The organism is Nocardia sp. NPDC060220, from assembly GCF_042727815.1.
In the GTDB taxonomy this organism is placed as follows: Bacteria; Actinomycetota; Actinomycetes; order Mycobacteriales; family Mycobacteriaceae; genus Nocardia.
This window is the reverse complement of the sequence record NZ_JBHWZY010000910.1, coordinates 1-2,620: the sequence shown is the minus strand read 5'-3', so window position 1 is coordinate 2,620 and position 2,620 is coordinate 1. Positions and strand designations below refer to the sequence as shown.

The window sequence follows — 2,620 nt, the reverse complement described above, 5'->3', positions numbered from 1 at the left end:
CGTCAGCGGGGCGTGCGGCGGGCGCGGTGCGTAGGGGTTCGCGGTTCCTCCGGTGCGTGGGTGGGGTGGGGCCGTGCCGGGGTACCTCCTCACAAACTGCAGGGTGCGGGCGTCCTCACCGAACACGTGGGCGGTGACCCTTGCCCCGTTCGCGTGGGCGGCGTCGATGGCCTGCTTCAGGATGTCGTCACTCCACAGCGGGCGCAGGTCGCCGACGGAGCGGTCGATCCAATCTCCCACGATCTTCACCCAGCCGTCACCGAAGCGGGCCTGCTCGGCGACGATCTCGGGCAGGTCGCGCTCGTCGTCGAGTTCGATCCCGAGTTCGCGGATGTAGCGCTTGGGGCGGGCGATGTGTCGACCCGCGCGGATGATCCGCGGCAGCTCGGCGTGCTCGTCGATGAAGCGGGTGTCGATCGGCGAGCCCGCGTCGCGCAGGAGCAGCGCCCCCGCGTCGCGTTCGGTCTCGGCCTGCTCGATCGCGCCGTCGCGGGTCTCGTCCCCGCCGCCGTAGCGGATGCCGACATGGCAGTGCGCGTCGACCAGGCCGGGCACGATCCAGCCTGTGCTGCACAGGGTTTCGGCACCGCGCACGGGCTCGAACGTCACGGCGCCGTCGACAACCCAGAGGTCGCGCTCCCGGTCGCCGGGGAGAACTACACCACGCAGATGCACACGAACCTCCAGTCGTCGGCCTGAAACCGAACCTACCTCGCAGGATCGGCGCACGCACACGCTCCGAGGCCCGGCCACCGCGACAGCACCGGGCGCCGGGTCGGCACCCTTCGGGCGAGCGGTCAGTCGCCCGAAGGATCGCCGTCGAGAAAGACCCGCACAGCGGTGATCCGCGGCCGGTCCGGGGCGAAGTCGACGAAGGCCACACCGCGCGACGCACCGACCCGCACGCTCACGCTGACCGTGCGCCCCGCGGCGATCATCTTGTCCCACTCGATGTCTCGCGCGCGGTCGGCGAACTCCGTCACCGAGATCGGTCGCCCGGCGGGCAGCTCGCACACCGTCCGCTCATCGAGCAGCGCTCGCACGCCACCCGTGTCACCGGACGCGACAGCAGCGAAGAGTCTGCCGACGATGCGCTTGCCGGAGCCGCCGATGCCGCGCAGCGCCCGCATCATGCCCATCGCTCCGCCCATGCCGAGCTCGCCCACGAGTTGCGGCCCGAGCTTCGCTCCCGCGAGCAATCCGGACGGGCCGGTGCGCAGCAAACGCGCGACCATCACCCCCAGCTCCCAGTGCGCGGCGAGCCGGGCGATCCGCCAGCCGCCATCGGTATCGACCAGGTCGTAGCGCAGATGCATCGGCACGGTGACGGTGGCGCCCGTCGACATCGTGGTCTCGATGTGCAGGTCACGCACCACCGTGTAGCCGGCGACGATGTCGCGGTCCACGCGGAAGGCGATGGCGTTCGGGGCGATGAAGACGTTGTAGAAACGCGAGATCGCGTCCGGGCCGATGTGCTCGCGCGAGCCGTACGGGTCGTGTACCGCCGCCTGCTCGGCGAACAGCCCGACCCACGCGGTCTTGTCGTGCGCGGCCACCGCACGCGGTGACGCCCGCACCGCCGCCAGCAGGTCCTCGGCGGTCCGATCCAACGACATGTAGGTCCTCCATAGTCACGCTCCCCCTCCGCGATCCATGATAGAACGTGTTCTAGTTTTGCGTCGGCGATCGTGCTCGGCGCCTGTTGGACAAGAGGATCTCGATGGACTGGTACACCGGGAACACCACCTACGACACCGTGCTGGCCATCGCCTTCGCCTTCGCCGCGTTCGTGATCGTCGGCGGGCTGTTCGCGCAGAGCCCCTACGGCCGCTTCGCGTCGAACAAGGTCGGCTTCAATCTCAACCCCAAGCTGGGCTGGTGGCTGATGGAGCTGCCCGCGACCGTCGTGTTCGCGGTGTTCTATCTCAGCGGCCCCGATCGTTTCGAGCCGGTGCCGCTGGTGCTGGCCGCCATCTGGTTGCTGCACTACGGCAATCGCGGCTGGTTCTTCCCGCTCTCCATCCGGCAGGTGCCGGGTAAGACGAGCAGCTTCAACGTCTCGGTGGTCGCGGCGGGCGTGTTCGTGACGGCCCTGCACGGCTACCTCAACGGCGCGTTCTTCAGCAACGACTACAAGAACCAGTACGGCACCGCCTGGCTCACCGATCCGCGCTTCCTGATCGGACTGGTCGTGTACCTGTGCGGATTCGGGCTGCTGGTGCGATCCGAGGCGATCGTGCGCAATCTGCGGGACAAGAACAACCCCGGCGCCGCCGAGTACCGGGTCCCCCACGGCGCCGGCTTCCGCTTCGTCAGCAGCCCGGCCTACCTCGGCGAACTGATCGCCTGGGCCGGATTCGCCCTGCTCACCTGGTCACTGGCCGGCGTCGCGATCTTCTTGATCACCGCGGGGAACCTGGTGCCACGCGCCTTCGCCACCCACCGGTGGTACCGCGAGAAGTTCGCCGACTACCCCAAAACCCGCAAAGCGTTGATCCCCGGCGTGGTCTGACACGCCGACCAGCACCGCGACCCCTAGGGAGCGGCGGCCACGAAGTGGCCGGTCGCGGCCGGGTCGCCGGTTAGGCGCCGGTGCGTACGCGACGAAGGAGCAAGCAAC

The 2,620-nt window shown here is 69.2% G+C and carries 2 protein-coding genes and 1 pseudogene; 1 reads left to right on the top strand and 2 read right to left on the bottom strand.

The genetic code is table 11. From position 1 onward, the window contains the following. Positions 1-675: pseudogene (locus ACFWF3_RS31580) on the bottom strand (hypothetical protein); the annotation flags it as partial. Between the two features lie 122 nt (positions 676-797). Then, complete coding sequence (locus ACFWF3_RS31575; protein WP_379317426.1) at positions 798-1,616, bottom strand: nuclear transport factor 2 family protein; 819 nt, start codon at positions 1,614-1,616, stop codon at positions 798-800. A gap of 104 nt (positions 1,617-1,720) precedes the next feature. On the opposite strand from ACFWF3_RS31575, the gene ACFWF3_RS31570 reads away from it, so the two are divergent. Beyond that, entirely contained in the window at positions 1,721-2,512 is a 792-nt protein-coding gene (locus ACFWF3_RS31570; RefSeq protein ID WP_379317424.1) for a 3-oxo-5-alpha-steroid 4-dehydrogenase, read from the top strand. Positions 2,513-2,620: the final 108 nt, after the last annotated feature.